At 71.4% G+C, this 13,390-nt stretch carries 14 protein-coding genes; 8 read left to right on the plus strand and 6 right to left on the minus strand.

Annotated elements, in window-relative coordinates; genetic code table 11:
- Positions 1 to 45: 45 nt before the first annotated feature.
- Positions 46 to 1,551, minus strand: a complete 1,506-nt coding sequence (locus ACIBJF_RS25925) for an oligopeptide:H+ symporter (protein WP_399177087.1) — start codon at positions 1,549 to 1,551, stop codon at positions 46 to 48.
- 518 nt (positions 1,552 to 2,069) lie between these two features.
- Here ACIBJF_RS25925 and ACIBJF_RS25930 point away from each other — a divergent pair.
- Positions 2,070 to 2,747, plus strand: a complete 678-nt coding sequence (locus ACIBJF_RS25930) for a response regulator transcription factor (RefSeq protein ID WP_020940464.1) — start codon at positions 2,070 to 2,072, stop codon at positions 2,745 to 2,747.
- A gap of 49 nt (positions 2,748 to 2,796) precedes the next feature.
- Positions 2,797 to 4,068, plus strand: a complete 1,272-nt coding sequence (locus ACIBJF_RS25935) for an ATP-binding protein (RefSeq protein WP_399177089.1) — start codon at positions 2,797 to 2,799, stop codon at positions 4,066 to 4,068.
- 20 nt (positions 4,069 to 4,088) lie between these two features.
- Here ACIBJF_RS25935 and ACIBJF_RS25940 read toward each other — a convergent pair whose 3' ends face one another.
- Entirely contained in the window at positions 4,089 to 4,595 is a 507-nt protein-coding gene (locus ACIBJF_RS25940) for a GtrA family protein (RefSeq protein WP_399177091.1), read from the minus strand.
- Between the two features lie 182 nt (positions 4,596 to 4,777).
- On the opposite strand from ACIBJF_RS25940, the gene ACIBJF_RS25945 reads away from it, so the two are divergent.
- Genes ACIBJF_RS25945 through ACIBJF_RS25955 form a run of 3 tightly spaced genes read left to right on the plus strand, consistent with a single transcriptional unit; the run spans position 4,778 to position 7,641 of the window.
- A complete protein-coding gene (locus ACIBJF_RS25945; RefSeq protein WP_399177093.1) occupies positions 4,778 to 5,917 on the plus strand; it encodes a 5-(carboxyamino)imidazole ribonucleotide synthase in 1,140 nt (379 codons plus the stop codon).
- The gene (purE, locus tag ACIBJF_RS25950) at positions 5,914 to 6,447 is read left to right on the plus strand and encodes a 5-(carboxyamino)imidazole ribonucleotide mutase (RefSeq protein WP_399177095.1); all 534 of its coding nucleotides are present in this window, start codon (positions 5,914 to 5,916) and stop codon (positions 6,445 to 6,447) included. The genes ACIBJF_RS25945 and purE overlap by 4 nt, the downstream gene beginning before the upstream one ends.
- Before the next feature lie 6 nt (positions 6,448 to 6,453).
- On the plus strand, positions 6,454 to 7,641 hold the full coding sequence (locus ACIBJF_RS25955) for a dipeptidase (protein WP_399177096.1): 1,188 nt from the start codon (positions 6,454 to 6,456) through the stop codon (positions 7,639 to 7,641).
- On the opposite strand, the gene ACIBJF_RS25960 is transcribed toward ACIBJF_RS25955, so the two are convergent.
- The gene (locus tag ACIBJF_RS25960) at positions 7,581 to 8,747 is read right to left on the minus strand and encodes an alkene reductase (protein ID WP_399177097.1); all 1,167 of its coding nucleotides are present in this window, start codon (positions 8,745 to 8,747) and stop codon (positions 7,581 to 7,583) included. The genes ACIBJF_RS25955 and ACIBJF_RS25960 overlap by 61 nt on opposite strands.
- A gap of 61 nt (positions 8,748 to 8,808) precedes the next feature.
- Between ACIBJF_RS25960 and ACIBJF_RS25965 the strand changes: the two genes are divergently transcribed.
- Together ACIBJF_RS25965 and ACIBJF_RS25970 are read left to right on the plus strand one after the other, a co-directional pair.
- Positions 8,809 to 9,168 carry a MerR family transcriptional regulator gene (locus ACIBJF_RS25965; RefSeq protein WP_399177099.1) on the plus strand — a complete coding sequence of 120 codons (360 nt, stop codon included), beginning with the start codon at positions 8,809 to 8,811 and terminating at the stop codon, positions 9,166 to 9,168.
- A 124-nt stretch (positions 9,169 to 9,292) separates the two neighbouring features.
- Positions 9,293 to 10,387, plus strand: a complete 1,095-nt coding sequence (locus ACIBJF_RS25970) for a dipeptidase (protein WP_399177100.1) — start codon at positions 9,293 to 9,295, stop codon at positions 10,385 to 10,387.
- A gap of 8 nt (positions 10,388 to 10,395) precedes the next feature.
- Here ACIBJF_RS25970 and ACIBJF_RS25975 read toward each other — a convergent pair whose 3' ends face one another.
- Complete coding sequence (locus ACIBJF_RS25975; protein ID WP_399177102.1) at positions 10,396 to 10,788, minus strand: VOC family protein; 393 nt, start codon at positions 10,786 to 10,788, stop codon at positions 10,396 to 10,398.
- Positions 10,789 to 10,808: 20 nt separating this feature from the next.
- Positions 10,809 to 11,183, minus strand: coding sequence for a VOC family protein (locus ACIBJF_RS25980; RefSeq protein WP_399177103.1), 375 nt, complete (start codon positions 11,181 to 11,183; stop codon positions 10,809 to 10,811).
- Between the two features lie 95 nt (positions 11,184 to 11,278).
- Here ACIBJF_RS25980 and ACIBJF_RS25985 point away from each other — a divergent pair, with 95 nt between their 5' ends.
- A complete protein-coding gene (locus ACIBJF_RS25985; protein ID WP_365334205.1) occupies positions 11,279 to 11,785 on the plus strand; it encodes a CGNR zinc finger domain-containing protein in 507 nt (168 codons plus the stop codon).
- Positions 11,786 to 11,925: 140 nt separating this feature from the next.
- Here the strand turns inward: ACIBJF_RS25985 and ACIBJF_RS25990 are convergent, their stop codons facing one another.
- Complete coding sequence (locus ACIBJF_RS25990) at positions 11,926 to 13,269, minus strand: UDP-glucose dehydrogenase family protein (RefSeq protein WP_399177105.1); 1,344 nt, start codon at positions 13,267 to 13,269, stop codon at positions 11,926 to 11,928.
- Positions 13,270 to 13,390 lie beyond the last annotated feature (121 nt).

The following is a 13,390-nucleotide window of genomic DNA, read 5'->3' on the forward strand; positions in this document are numbered from 1 at the left end:
TCCTCAGGGAGCCGCCTCAGCGGAGGTCAGCGACGTCCGCGCACGTCAGTGCACGTCTCCCATGAGCTTGTTGACCTTCTTGCGGTACATCCACACCGCCACACCGGCGACGACGGCGAGCACGGCCTCCAGGGCGACGAAGCCCATCTTGTCGAGGTTGACGCCGCCGATGGCCGGGTTGGACACCAGCGCGGTGACCGAGTCGCCCGCGGTGACCGCGAGGAACCAGACACCCATCATCTGCGAGGCGTACTTCTTCGGCGCCATCTTCGTCGTCACCGACAGACCCACCGGAGACAGCGTCAGCTCACCGACGGTCTGCACGAAGTAGATCGCGACCAGCCACATCGCCGCGGCCTTGTGACCGCCCTCGGCGATCGACAGCGGGGCGAGGAAGAGGAAGAAGGACGCACCGATCAGCACCAGGCCGGAGGCGAACTTCACGATCGTGCTCGGCTCCTTGCCGCGGCGGTTCAGCCACAGCCACAGCCAGGCGAAGACCGGCGCCAAGGCCATGATCATGACCGGGTTGACCGACTGGTACCAGGAGACCGGGAACGTCCAGCCGGCGATCGAGTTCTTGGCCGAGCCGTCCGCGAACAGCGACAGGGTCGAACCACCCTGGTCGTAGATCATCCAGAAGACGGCGGCGGCGACGAAGAACCAGACGTACGCCGACACCTTCGACTTCTCGGCCGAGTCCAGGTCCTTGTCCCGGCGGATGCGGGCGATGACCAGGACCGGCACGATCAGGCCGATGAGTGTGAGCGGGATCAGCGCCCAGTTCAGGGTGAAGTGGCCGGTGCCGCCGACGACGCCGTAGAAGACCGCGGCGATGGCGAGCCAGATCAGGCCCTTGCGCAGGGTGGCGGACTTCTCCGCGGGGCTCAGCGGGGTCGGGACCTCGCTGCTCTTCGGGTTCAGGTGACGGCCGCCCAGCAGGTACTGGGCCAGACCAAGCGCCATGCCGAGCGCGGCCAGCGCGAAGCCCAGGTGCCAGTTGACGTTCTCACCGACGGTGCCGATGACCAGCGGCGCGGCGAAGGCGCCCAGGTTGATGCCGATGTAGAAGAGGGTGAAGCCACCGTCCCGGCGCGGGTCGTCCGGGCCCTTGTAGAGGTGGCCGACCATCGTGGAGATGTTGGCCTTCAGCAGACCCGAACCGATGGCGACGAGACCCAGGCCGACGAAGAAGCTGGCGGCCACGGGGAGCGCGAGGCACAGGTGGCCCAGCATGATGATCAGACCCGCCGCGGCGACCGTCTTGCGGGGGCCGAGGAAGCGGTCCGCGACCCAGCCGCCGGGCAGGGCGAGCAGGTACACGAGCGACACGTACACCGAGTAGATCGCGGTCGCCGTGCCCGCGCTCATGTGGAGGCCGCCCGGGGCCACCAGGTACAGCGGGAGCAGAGCCCTCATGCCGTAGTAGGAGAAACGCTCCCACATCTCGGTCATGAAGAGAGTGGCCAGGCCGCGGGGGTGGCCGAAGAAGGTCTTCTCGGAACCGGGGGTGCCCGGGCGGACCGAGTCCTTCGTCAGGCTGGACGCCATGGTCGTTCCTTGCTGGTCGGGACGCGCTGCTGGAGCGTTGCGCGCCCGGTGGGGCGGCCGGCACCGGCAGGGTCGGCCGCCCGCCCCCAACGCCCGAGGGGATTTCAGCCTCCGGGTCTCGGAAGCGGTGGACGGCGACCACCGGGATCCACGCCCCGTCGCGCGGCGATGCGCTGCGGAGCCCGGCCAGAGGTCATTCCTTTCAAGGCTGATCTTCGTCAACCCGCACACAAAAGAGACCTTCAGCGTCGTCTGCCCGCCGAAGGTCCCCTGGTGTACTACAGGCGTTCAGGTCACTGTAAGGCAGGACACTGCCGGATATGGAAGGACTTGAGACACGGATCACAGGTGTCGAAGGAACCGCAGGACCTGAATCGAAGGTCCTTCCTACGATCGCATCCCTAGAGCGATGGTTCGTACCAACGACGTGCCGACGACGTGCCGGCGGCGTGCGAAGGTAAGAGTTCCTGGCAGCGATCACACCCCAGCACCGTGCGCGGGCGGTCTACCATCACCTCATGACCCGTGTACTGCTCGCCGAGGACGACGCGTCCATCTCGGAGCCGCTGGCCCGCGCCCTGCGCCGGGAAGGTTACGAGGTCGAGGTGCGCGAGGACGGACCCACCGCGCTGGACGCCGGCATGCAGGGCGGCGTCGACCTGGTCGTACTGGACCTGGGCCTGCCGGGCATGGACGGCCTGGAGGTCGCCCGCCGGCTGCGGGCCGACGGCCACACCGTGCCGATCCTCATCCTGACCGCGCGGGCCGACGAGGTGGACACCGTCGTCGGCCTGGACGCGGGCGCCGACGACTACGTCACCAAGCCCTTCCGGCTCGCCGAACTGCTCGCCCGCGTACGGGCCCTGCTCCGGCGCGGTGCCGCCGAGCCGCAGCAGCCGCCGGCCACCCACGGGGTGCGGATCGACGTCGAGTCGCACCGGGCGTGGATGGGCGACGAGGAACTCCAGCTCACCGCCAAGGAGTTCGACCTGCTGCGAGTGCTCGTGCGGGACGCCGGCCGGGTCGTCACGCGCGACCAGCTGATGCGCGAGGTCTGGGACACCACGTGGTGGTCCTCCACCAAAACCCTCGACATGCACATCTCCTGGCTGCGCAAGAAGCTCGGCGACGACGCGGCGAACCCCCGCTACATCGCCACGGTGCGTGGAGTGGGCTTCCGCTTCGAGAAGAGCTGAGCCCCCGGAGCCCCTCCCCAGGGCCAGCGATCACCTCAGGTAACGGAACATGCGCCGACGTCTCATCCAGTCCACCCTCGCCGTCGTCCTCGTGGTGATCGCCGTCTTCGGCATCTCCCTGGTGATCGTCGAGACCCGGACGATCAGCAACAGCGCCCAGGAGCGGGTGGACTCCGAGGCGGTGCGGCTGGCCAGCATCGTGGACAGCCGGCTCCTCGCCGCGGAGAAGGTCAACGCGGACGCGCTGCGCAATCCGGTCAGCAAGGAGCAGTACGCGGTCATCCGCATGCCCGGCCAGACGCCCATCGAGATCGGCACCAAGCCGCATGGCGATGTGATCCGCGCCACGCAGCGGGGCGAGGAGGGCGAGAGCGTCACCGTGGAGGAGCCGCGCTCCGCGGTCACCCGCGAGGTCGGCCGGACCCTGCTGATCATCGGCCTGGTGGCGCTGCTCGCGGTCATCGCGGCCGTGCTGCTCGCCGTACGCCAGGCCAACCGGCTCGCCTCCCCGCTGACCGACCTTGCGGAGACCGCCGAGCGGCTCGGCTCCGGCGACCCGCGCCCGCGGCACAAGCGCTACGGCGTCCCCGAGCTGGACCGGGTCGCCGATGTGCTGGACTCCTCCGCCGAGCGGATCGGGCGCATGCTGACCGCCGAGCGGCGCCTGGCCGCCGACGCCTCCCACCAGCTGCGCACCCCGCTCACCGCGCTGTCCATGCGCCTGGAGGAGATCACCCTCACCGACGACCCGGACATCGTGAAGGAAGAGGCGAACGTCGCGCTCACCCAGGTCGAGCGGCTCACGGACGTCGTCGAGCGGCTGCTGACGAACTCCCGCGACCCGCGCACCGGCTCCGCCGTCACCTTCGACCTGGACGAGGTCATCCAGCAGCAGCTCGCCGAGTGGCGGCCCGCCTACCGCAGCGCCGGCCGGGCCATCGTCAGCTCCGGCAAGCGGCATCTGCAGGCCGTCGGCACCCCGGGGGCCGTCGCCCAGGTGCTGGCGGCACTGATCGAGAACTCCCTCATGCACGGCGGCGGCACGGTCGCGCTGCGCACCCGGGTCACCGGCAACCAGGCCGTGGTCGAGGTCACCGACGAGGGCCCCGGCGTCCCCGCCGACCTCGGCGCGCGGATCTTCGAGCGGACGATCAGCGGACGGAACTCCACGGGGATCGGCCTGGCCGTCGCCCGCGACCTCGCGGAGGCCGACGGGGGGCGCTTGGAGCTGCTCCAGGCCCAGCCACCGGTCTTCGGCCTGTTCCTGTCGCGTACGCCGCCGGCCCGCAAGACGGGGGAGGACCTGCCGACGGTTCGGTGAACCGCCGGCCGCGAGCCGGGTCAGGGAACCCGCTGGGACTTCGGCTCGGGCTCGTTGTGCGGCTTCTTCGCCTCCGCCACCAGGATCGACTCCGCCTCCTGCGCCGGCATGGCCCGGAACACCCAGGTGCGGTACGACCAGAAGCGGAACAGGGTCGCGATGCCGATGCCGACGAACTTGAAGACGTTGCTCTGCAGCGGGCTGTCCCAGCCGAACCCGTAGGTCGCCGCGTACAGCACGCCGTTCTCGATCACCAGGCCGATCGCGCTGAAGAAGAGGAAGAGCGTGAGTTCCTTGGTGCGGCCGCTCTTGTCGCGGTCCCGGTAGGTCCAGTACCGGAAGCCCACGTAGTTGAAGGCGATGGCGACCACGGTCGCGATGATGCTGGCGCGCACCACCGGCAGGTCGGACACGTGCCGGACCAGGTTGAAGACGCCGAGATTGACAAAGATGCCCGCAACGCCGACGGTGCCGAACTTGGCCACCTCGCGTACGAGCCGTTGCAGCCCCGAGGAACGAGGTTCCATGGCTGTGCAGCTCCCGTCGGTAGGTTTCGTCGGCCCAGCCATGCTATCCAGACGAACCCTCCACCGCCTGTGCACAAGGCCAAGACCAGGAAACAGATCGTAAAGAGGGCGGAAAGTGGCTGGTAAGAGTTCGTGAGAGGGACACGATCCGGCCGTCCCGGCGTGGCCGATACGCTAGGGGTGTGACGTTCCCGGTAGTCGGCATGGTCGGCGGGGGGCAGCTCGCGCGTATGACGCACGAGGCGGGCATCCCGTTGGGCATCAGGTTCAAGCTTCTCAGTGACACCCCGCAGGACTCGGCGGCCCAGGTCGTGAGCGATGTTGTCATCGGCGACTATCGCGATCTGGACACGCTGCGCGAGTTCGCGCGCGGTTGCGATGTGATCACCTTCGATCACGAACATGTACCCACCGAGCACCTCAGGGCCCTGGAGGCGGACGGCATCCCCGTGCGTCCGGGCTCCGACGCGCTGGTGCACGCCCAGGACAAGGGCGTGATGCGCGCGAGGCTCGACGCGATCGGCATCCCGTGCCCGCGGCACCGGATCGTCGCCGACCCGGAGGACGTGGTCCGGTTCGCGGCCGAGGGGGACGGCTTCCCGGTCGTGCTGAAGACCGTCCGCGGCGGCTACGACGGCAAGGGCGTGTGGGTCGTGGACAGCGCCGAGGAGGCCGCCGAGCCGTTCCGGGCCGGTGTCCCGGTCCTCGCCGAGGAGAAGGTCGACTACGTCCGCGAGCTCGCCGCCAACGTCGTACGCTCCCCGCACGGCCAGGCCGTCGCCTACCCGGTGGTGGAGTCGCAGCAGGTCAACGGCGTCTGCGACACGGTCATAGCCCCGGCGCCCGACCTGGACGCAGCCCTCGCCCTGCAGGCCGAGCAGATGGCCCTGACCATCGCCAAGGAACTGGGTGTCGTCGGGCACCTCGCCGTCGAGCTGTTCCAGACCCGCGACGGCCGCGTCCTCGTCAACGAGCTGGCGATGCGCCCGCACAACTCCGGCCACTGGAGCCAGGACGGCGCGATCACCTCGCAGTTCGCCAACCACGTCCGCGCGGTCCTCGACCTCCCGCTCGGCGACCCGCGTCCGCGCGCCAAGTGGACGGTCATGGTCAACGTCCTGGGCGGCGACTACCCGGACATGTACTCCGCGTACTTGCACTGCATGGCCCGCGACCCCAAGCTCAAGATCCACATGTACGGCAAGGACGTGAAGCCCGGCCGCAAGGTCGGTCACGTCAACACCTACGGCGACGACCTGGACGACGTGCTGGAACGCGCCCGTCACGCAGCCGGCTATCTGAGAGGCACCATCACCGAATGAGCACCGCTGCCGGCCCCGTCGTGGGCATCGTCATGGGGTCGGACTCCGACTGGCCCGTCATGGAGGCCGCCGCCAAGGCCCTGGACGAGTTCGAGATCGCCTACGAGGTCGACGTCGTCTCCGCGCACCGCATGCCCCGCGAGATGATCACGTACGGCGAGCAGGCCGCCGACCGCGGACTGAAGGTGATCATCGCCGGCGCCGGCGGCGCCGCCCACCTGCCCGGCATGCTCGCCTCCGTCACCCCGCTGCCGGTCATCGGCGTGCCGGTGCCGCTGAAGTACCTCGACGGCATGGACTCGCTGCTGTCCATCGTGCAGATGCCGGCCGGGGTCCCGGTCGCCACCGTCTCCGTCGCCGGTGCCCGCAACGCCGGTCTCCTCGCCGCCCGCATCCTCGCCGCGCACGACGAGGACCTGCTGCACCGGATGCGCGACTTCCAGCAGGACCTCAACGACCAGGCCACCGAGAAGGGCAAGCGGCTGCGTGCCAAGGTCGAGGGGTCGAGCGGCTTCGGCTTCGGGAAGTAACAGGCAATGACCTCACTGGACGAAGCACGGTCCCTGCTGCGCGAGTTCCCGGTCGTCGACGGCCACAACGACCTGCCGTGGGCGCTGCGCGAGCAGGTCCGCTACGACCTCGCCGCCCGCGACATCGCCGTACGGCAGGACGCCCATCTGCACACCGACATCCCGCGGCTGCGCGCGGGCGGGGTCGGGGCGCAGTACTGGTCGGTGTACGTACGCTCGGACCTGCCCGGGGCGGTGCCGGCGACCCTCGAACAGATCGACTGCGTACGGCGGCTCATCGCCCGCCACCCCGCCGATCTGCGGGCCGCGCTGACCGCCGCCGACATGGAGGCGGCGCGCGCGGAGGGCCGTATCGCCTCCCTCATGGGCGCGGAGGGCGGGCACTCGATCGACAACTCCCTCGGCACCCTGCGCGGCCTGTACGAGCTGGGCGTGCGCTACATGACGCTCACCCACAACGACAACAACGACTGGGCGGACTCCGCCACGGACGAGCCGAAGGTCGGCGGTCTGTCCGCGTTCGGCCGCGAGGTGGTCCGCGAGATGAACCGCCTCGGCATGCTGGTCGACCTCTCCCACGTGGCCCCCACGACCATGCGGGCCGCGCTGGACACCACGTCCGCGCCGGTGATCTTCTCGCACTCCTCGGCGCGGGCCGTGTGCGACCATCCGCGCAACATCCCCGACGACGTCCTGGAGCGGATGGCCGCGGGCGGCGGCATGGCGATGGTGACGTTCGTGCCGAAGTTCGTGCTCCAGGCGGCCGTCGACTGGACGGCCGCGGCCGACGAGAACATGCGCGCCCACGGTCTGCACCACCTCGACACCAGCCCCGAGGCGATGAAGATCCACCAGGCCTTCGAGGAGCGCAACCCGCGCCCGGTCGCCACGGTGTCCACGGTCGCGGACCACCTGGACCACATGCGCGAGGTGGCCGGCATCGACCACCTGGGCATCGGCGGCGACTACGACGGCACCGCCTTCACCCCGGACGGTCTGAACGACGTCTCCGGCTATCCGAACCTGCTCGCCGAGCTGCTGGACCGCGGCTGGTCCAAGGCCGACCTGGCCAAGCTGACCTGGCAGAACGCGGTGCGGGTGCTGGGCGCGGCGGAGGACGTGGCCCGTGACCTTCAGGCGACCCGCGCCCCGTCCGACGCCACCATCGAGTCGCTGGACGGCAGTCCCGCCTGATCCGCGAGGGCGGGGTAGTCGTTGTAGCCGGCGGCCCCGCCCACGTACATGAAGTACCTCTCCCGGACCGGGTTGAGCGGTGCGCCGAGGCGCAGCCGGGTGACCAGGTCCGGGTTGGCGAGGAACGGCCGGCCCAGCGCCACCAGGTCGGCGCCGGCCGCCAGCATCTCCCGCGCGGCCCGGGTGACGCCCTGCGTGGACAGGTCGGTCAGGTCGGGGTTGCCGATGAGGACGCCGGGCCAGTCGGCGCGGATCCGCCGGTACCAGCCGGTGGCCGGGCCGGAGCGCACCAGGTGCAGATAGGCGAGGTCCAGCCCCTTCAGGCGGTCCAGCAGCGTGGCGTAGAGGCCGTCGGTGTCCTCCTCCAGGACGCCGTTGACCGTGCTCGCGGGGGAGATGCGGATGCCGACCCGGTCCGCGCCGATCGCGTCGGCCACCGCCTCGGTCACCTCCGCCGCGAACCGCACCCGCCGCTCGGCGGGGCCGCCGTAGCCGTCGGTGCGGCGGTTGGTGTCGTCCGCGAGGAACTGGTGCAGCAGCATCCCGTTGGCCGAGTGCACCTCCACGCCCTCGAAGCCCGCCTCGACGGCCCGGCGTGCGGCGGCGGCGAAGTCGGCGACGGTGGCGCGGATGTCGTCCGCCGTCATCTCGCGCGGGACCGCGGCCCGCCGGTGGCCCTGCGGGGTGAAGATCGTCTCCGGCAGGGGGACGGGGGAGGGCGCGAGCGGGGTGAGGCCGGTGGTCGCCGGATGGCTCACCCGGCCGCCGTGCTGGAGCTGGAGGAACATCCGCCCGCCGGCCGCCCGCACCGCGTCGGTGACCCGCCGCCAGCCGGACACGTGCCGGTCGGTGTGGATGGCGGTGATGTCCGGGTACGTCTGCCCGACCGGGTTGGGCGTCGAGCCCTCGGCGATGATCAGTCCGGCGGAGGCGCGCTGGGCGTAGTGGGTGACCATCAGGTCCGTGGGGGTGCCGTCGGCCTCCGCGCGGTTGCGGGTGAGCGGGGCCATCACCAGGTGGTTGGGCAGGGCGAGCCGCCCGAGCCGGGCCGGTGCCAGGAGGCCGGTGGGGTCCGCGGGGTCCGTGAAGTGCGTTGTCTGCGTCATGCCGGCACGGTAGAACTTGACACCGATGTGAGATTCAAGCCCTCTTCCGGCGGAGGCGGACATGCGGATCGGTGAACTCGCCCGGCGCACCGGCGTGAGCGAGCGGTCGCTGCGCTACTACGAGACCCAGGGGCTCCTCACCGCCGAGCGCACCCCCGGCGGCCACCGCGACTACCCGGAACGGGCCGTCGACCGGGTCATCCGGATCCAGGAGCTGTACGCGGCCGGGCTGCACAGCGAGAAGATCAGGCAGCTGCTGCCCTGCATGCGCGACCGGGACGGCGGACCCTCCGCGATCGCCACCCCGCGTCTGGTGCGGGACCTGACCGCCGAGCGCGACCGGATCGACCGCATGATCGCCGATCTGCGGCGCTCCCGGGAGACCCTGGACGAGGTCATCCGCACGGCCCGGGAGGCCTGACCGGCCGTACCCCCGAACGCCCCACTCACCAGGAAGCCATCCTCCCCTCCGTGCGACCGTGGCGATACGCCCAGCCCGACGCAGCTCTCGACCGCGTAAGCCACGACGACGTACGGAGCCCGCCATGGCCGACCTCCAGGACGACATCCCCTCCACGACCGAGGTCGGTGAGGACGGCGGCCTGCCGGACGACCCTTTTGTCTCGGAGCCCGCGTCCCTGCAGCGGGCCCACGCCCTGCTGGCCGCCCACCCGGTCGCCGACGGCTACAGCGGACTGCCGTGGGCCCTGCGCCATCTGTCCTGGTACGACCTGGAGCTGGGCGAGGCGGCCGTCGACACCGACATACCGCGGATGCGGGAGGGGCATGTGGGCGCGCTGTTCTGGTCGCTGCACCTGCCCGAGGGCCCCGGCGGCGACCGTGCCACCTCCGCGACGCTGGAACAGCTGGACCAGGCGCGGTCGGTGATCGAGGCCCATCCGGAGGGCCTGCGCCTGGTGGGCACCGCCGGGCAGATCATCGACGCCCGCAACTGCGGCCGGGTCGCGGTGGTGCTGGGCCCGGCCCATGCCACCGCGCTCGACGACTCCCTCGGCATCCTGCGTGTCCTGCACGCCCTCGGCCTGCGCGTGCTCACGCTCGCGGGCACCGCGTGGGCGGGGGAGAGGGGGCTGACCCGGTTCGGCGAGGAGGTGGTGCGCGAGATGAACCGGCTCGGTGTGGTCGCCGATGTCTCCGGCGCCTCCCCGGCCACTGCCGCACGTGCCCTCGCGCTGTCCAAGACCCCGGTGCTGTGCACCCGCTCCGCCGCCCGGGCCCTGCGCCCGCATCCGGCCAACCTGTCCGACGAGCTGCTCGCGGCGGTGGGCGCGGCGGGGGGCCTGTGCATGGTGCCGCTGACCGCCGAGCAGACCGGGCCGGCGGTCCAGGACGTCGCCGACCACCTCGACCACGTCCGGGACGTGGCCGGCCCGGAGTGCGTGGGCCTGTCCGGCACCTACGACTCCGGCGCCGCCCACCCCCGCGACCTCGCCGACGCCTCCCGCTACCCCCACCTGATCGCCGAACTGCTCCGGCGCGGCTGGTCGGAGACCGAGCTGGCCCTGCTGACCTGGGGCAACGTCCAACGGGTGCTGCGCAGCGCGGACTTCACGGCGCGGGCCGCGCAGCACCGCCGGGAGGCGTCCAACGCGAAGATCGGGGAGCTGGACGGCTCCTGATCAGGGCGTCACGGGTGCTCGATCCGGCACAGGCAGAACGGATGCCCGGCCGGGTCGGCGTACACCTGGAAGTCCTTCTTCTCCCGGTCCTGAAGGTCCAGCGGCCGGGCGCCCAGCGCCAGCACCCGCTCGTGGGCCGCGTCGATCTCGGCCCAGGTCCGGCCCGCGTCGAAGTCGAGGTGAAACTGCTGGCCGTTGCGGTCCGCGCGCGGCCACTCCGGCGGGGTGTGCCCCTCGGCCCGCTGGAAGGCCAGCCGCGGCCCGTCCGGCACCCGCAGGACGACCCAGTCGTCGTCCTCGGCCTCGGGGGTGCCCCCGGCCACCGCCGCGTAGAAGGCGGCCAGCGCGTGCGGATCGGGGCAGTCGAGCACGACGGAGCGGAAACGGGCGACGGACGCCATGGTGTCCTCCTTCGGGCGGCTCAGCAGGCGCACAGGCAGAACGGGTGCCCAGCGGGGTCGGCGTACACACGGAAGGTCCGCTCGCGGTCATCCGCGTCCAGCGGCCTGGCGCCCAGCTCCAGCACGCCCTTCTCGGCCGCGTCCAGGTCCTCCACCACCAGGTCCAGGTGGAAGTGCTGCGAGGCGTCCGGCGCGGGCCACTTCGGCGGCACGTACCCGGGCGCCCGCTGGAAGGCCAGCGCCGTCCCGCCGGGCACCTTCAGGTCGACCCACCCGTCGTCCTCGGGGTCCCCCTGCACCTCCACCGTGCCGCCCAGCACCTCGGCGTAGAAGCCGGCCAGCGCGCGGGGGTCGGGACAGTCCAGCACCACGACGCCGAGCTTGGCGAGAGCCATGACTACCTCCTTGTGTCACGGGCACGGTTACCCATAGAGACGGGTAACCGGTAACGGTTACTGCATGCTCCCGCATTGGGGGTAACGTCGCAACCATGAATGAGAGATCGGCCGCCCCCGGAGCCCTGGCGCTGGTCGAGTCCCTGGTCAACACGCTGGACGTCGAGACCGGCGCCGACACGCTGGACACCGAGGAGGGCCGGGGGCGCTTCGGGATCACCGAGGACGGGCTGGAGGAGGCGCGGGAGCTGCGCGAGTCGCTGCGGGCCGTGCTGCTCGCGCACGCCGGGCACGCCCCGCACCGCGAGGTCGCCCCGCTCGGCCGGCTGCTGGCCCACGCCCCCCTGTACGTCGCCGTCGACGACCGCGACGGCTCCGCAGCCCTCGCCCCCGCCCCGGACGCCCCGCTGCTCTCCCGGGTCGCCGCCGCCGTCGCCGAGGGCCTGACGCAGGGCACCTGGATGCGGCTGAAGGCCTGCGAGGCCCCCGACTGCCACTGGGCGTACTACGACCGCAGCCCGGCCGGACGCGGCCGCTGGTGCTCCATGCAGGTGTGCGGGGCACGGGCGAAGATGCGCCGGTACCGGGCCAAGGAGGGGTAAGACACAGGCAGTTCACCGGCCACGTATGTGTCCGGTGGTGCAGAATGCGGACAGACGCCGGTTCGGCCGACTGAGCCTCGGCCGAACCGGCGTCTGTCCGTATGTCCTCGGGCCGGGGCCGCCCCTCGCCCCGTGTGCCCTCAGGCCGTCGGGCGGCCCATCGCGCGGTACGTCCAGCCCGCCCGGCGCCACAGCTCCGGGTCGAGCGTGTTGCGGCCGTCCAGGATCACCCGGGCCGCCGCGGCCTCGCCGAGCGCCGCCGGGTCCAGCTCGCGGAACTCCCGCCACTCGGTGAGGTGCAGGACGACGTCGGCGCCCCGCACGGCCTGAAGCGCGGAGTCGGCGTAGCCCAGGGTGGGGAAGACCTTGCGGGCGTTCCCCATACCCTTCGGGTCGTACACCGTGACCTGGCCGCCCTGGAGGTGGATCTGGCCGGCCACGTTCAGCGCGGGCGAGTCACGCACGTCGTCCGAGTCGGGCTTGAACGTGGCGCCGAGCACCGCGACCCGCTTGCCGAGGAAGGAGCCGCCGCCGAGCGCCTCCCGGGTCATCTCCACCATCTGCCCGCGCCGGCGCATGTTGATGGAGTCGATCTCGCGCAGGAAGGTCAGCGCCTGGTCCGCGCCCAGTTCGCCCGCCCGCGCCATGAACGCCCGGATGTCCTTCGGCAGACAGCCGCCGCCGAAGCCGATCCCGGCGCGCAGGAACTTCTTCCCGATCCGGTCGTCGTGCCCGATGGCCTCCGCCAGCTTCGCCACGTCACCGCCCGCGGCCTCGCACACCTCCGCCATCGCGTTGATGAAGGAGATCTTCGTGGCGAGGAAGGAGTTCGCGGCAGTCTTCACCAGCTCGGCCGTCGGGAAGTCGGTCACCACGAACGGCGTGCCCCCGCCGATCGGCGTCGCGTACACCTCCCGCAGCAGCTTCTCGGCGCGCTCGCTGCGCACGCCCACCACGATCCGGTCCGGGTGCAGCGTGTCCTGGACGGCGAAGCCCTCGCGCAGGAACTCCGGGTTCCAGGCCAGCTCGGCGTCGCCGCCCGCCGGGGCGTGCTCGGCGAGGTGGCCGGCCAGCCGCTCGGCCGAGCCCACCGGCACGGTCGACTTGCCCACGACCAGGGCCGGGCCGTGCAGATGCGGGGCGAGGGAGGAGATCGCGGAGTCGACGTACGACATGTCGGCCGCGTAGTCCCCGTGCCGCTGCGGGGTGTTGACGCACACGAAGTGGACGTCGCCGAAGGCGCCGACCTCGGCCCAGTCGGTGGTGAACCGCAGCCGCCCGGTGGAGCCCTCGATACCGGCCACGTGCCGGCGCAGCAGCTCCTCCAGCCCCGGCTCGTACATGGGGGTCTCGCCGCGCTCCAGCATGGCGATCTTCTCGGGTACGACGTCGAGTCCCAGCACCTCGTAGCCGAGCTCGGCCATGGCCGCGGCGTGTGTGGCGCCGAGGTAGCCGGTGCCGATCACGGTGATCTTCAGGCTCATGGATGTGCTCCAGCTCGGGTACGTCGGTGATGCGGCCCCTGAGCATAGTCGGGCCCCTCGCCGGGCAATCTCCCCGCTGTCGTGTAGCTCACGTAGGCGTGCTGCGGGCCACACTCTAAAA

Source organism: Streptomyces sp. NPDC050743, from assembly GCF_044456925.1.
Lineage (GTDB): Bacteria > Actinomycetota > Actinomycetes > Streptomycetales > Streptomycetaceae > Streptomyces.